This is a genomic window from Burkholderia sp. Se-20378, assembly GCF_017104665.1.
GTDB classification, from domain to species: Bacteria; Pseudomonadota; Gammaproteobacteria; order Burkholderiales; family Burkholderiaceae; genus Burkholderia; species Burkholderia lata.
In genome coordinates, this window is sequence record NZ_JAAGPG010001251.1 from 1 (window position 1) to 622 (window position 622).

1 protein-coding gene is annotated in these 622 nt (G+C 74.0%); it reads right to left on the reverse strand.

The features are described from left to right. The coding region (locus G3N93_RS41250) for a citrate/2-methylcitrate synthase (RefSeq protein ID WP_277396625.1) at positions 1-622 on the reverse strand (622 nt) is incomplete at both ends.

The following is a 622-nucleotide window of genomic DNA, read 5'->3' on the forward strand; positions in this document are numbered from 1 at the left end:
TCCCATCGATGTTCGGCGGCAGGCCGCGCAGGTCCTGCATCGCCCCGCATACGGCCCGATACGCATCGAACGCCGCGCCGCCGACACCCAGCCGCTCCGCGTGGCGCTCGAGCGCGGCCGGTCGCGGATCGCATTCGAGCAGCGGATGGCCGAAGCCGGGAATCCGGTCGCCCGCCTGCACGCGCTGCGCGACGCGATCGCGAATCTCCGCAGGCGGCCGGCCGACCAGGCTCGCGAGAAACCGCGTCGCGTCGCTGCACGCGCCCACATGCGCGGAACCGCTGCCCGTCAGGCCCGCGATCAGGTTCAGGTCGATGCTTGCGTAGGTGCTCGCCGAGAAGCGCGGCAGCGCGATGGTCGGCGCGACGACGCCGAAGCCGCCGTGCAGCGCCACCAGCAGGACGTCGAACAGGCGGGCCCGTGCGTCGCTCGATTCGCCGCCGCACAGGCAGTCCAGCACCGATGCGCTGAAGCCTCGCGCGACGTCCGTCGGCCGCACCCGGGTCGGCGCCTCGTCGTCCGTCGCGCGCCACACCGCCAGCAGGCGCGGCAACGCGGCGACGATGCCCAGGCCCGTCGTCGCCTCGTCGCCCTGCCCGATGTCCGACAACGCGTCGGGCCA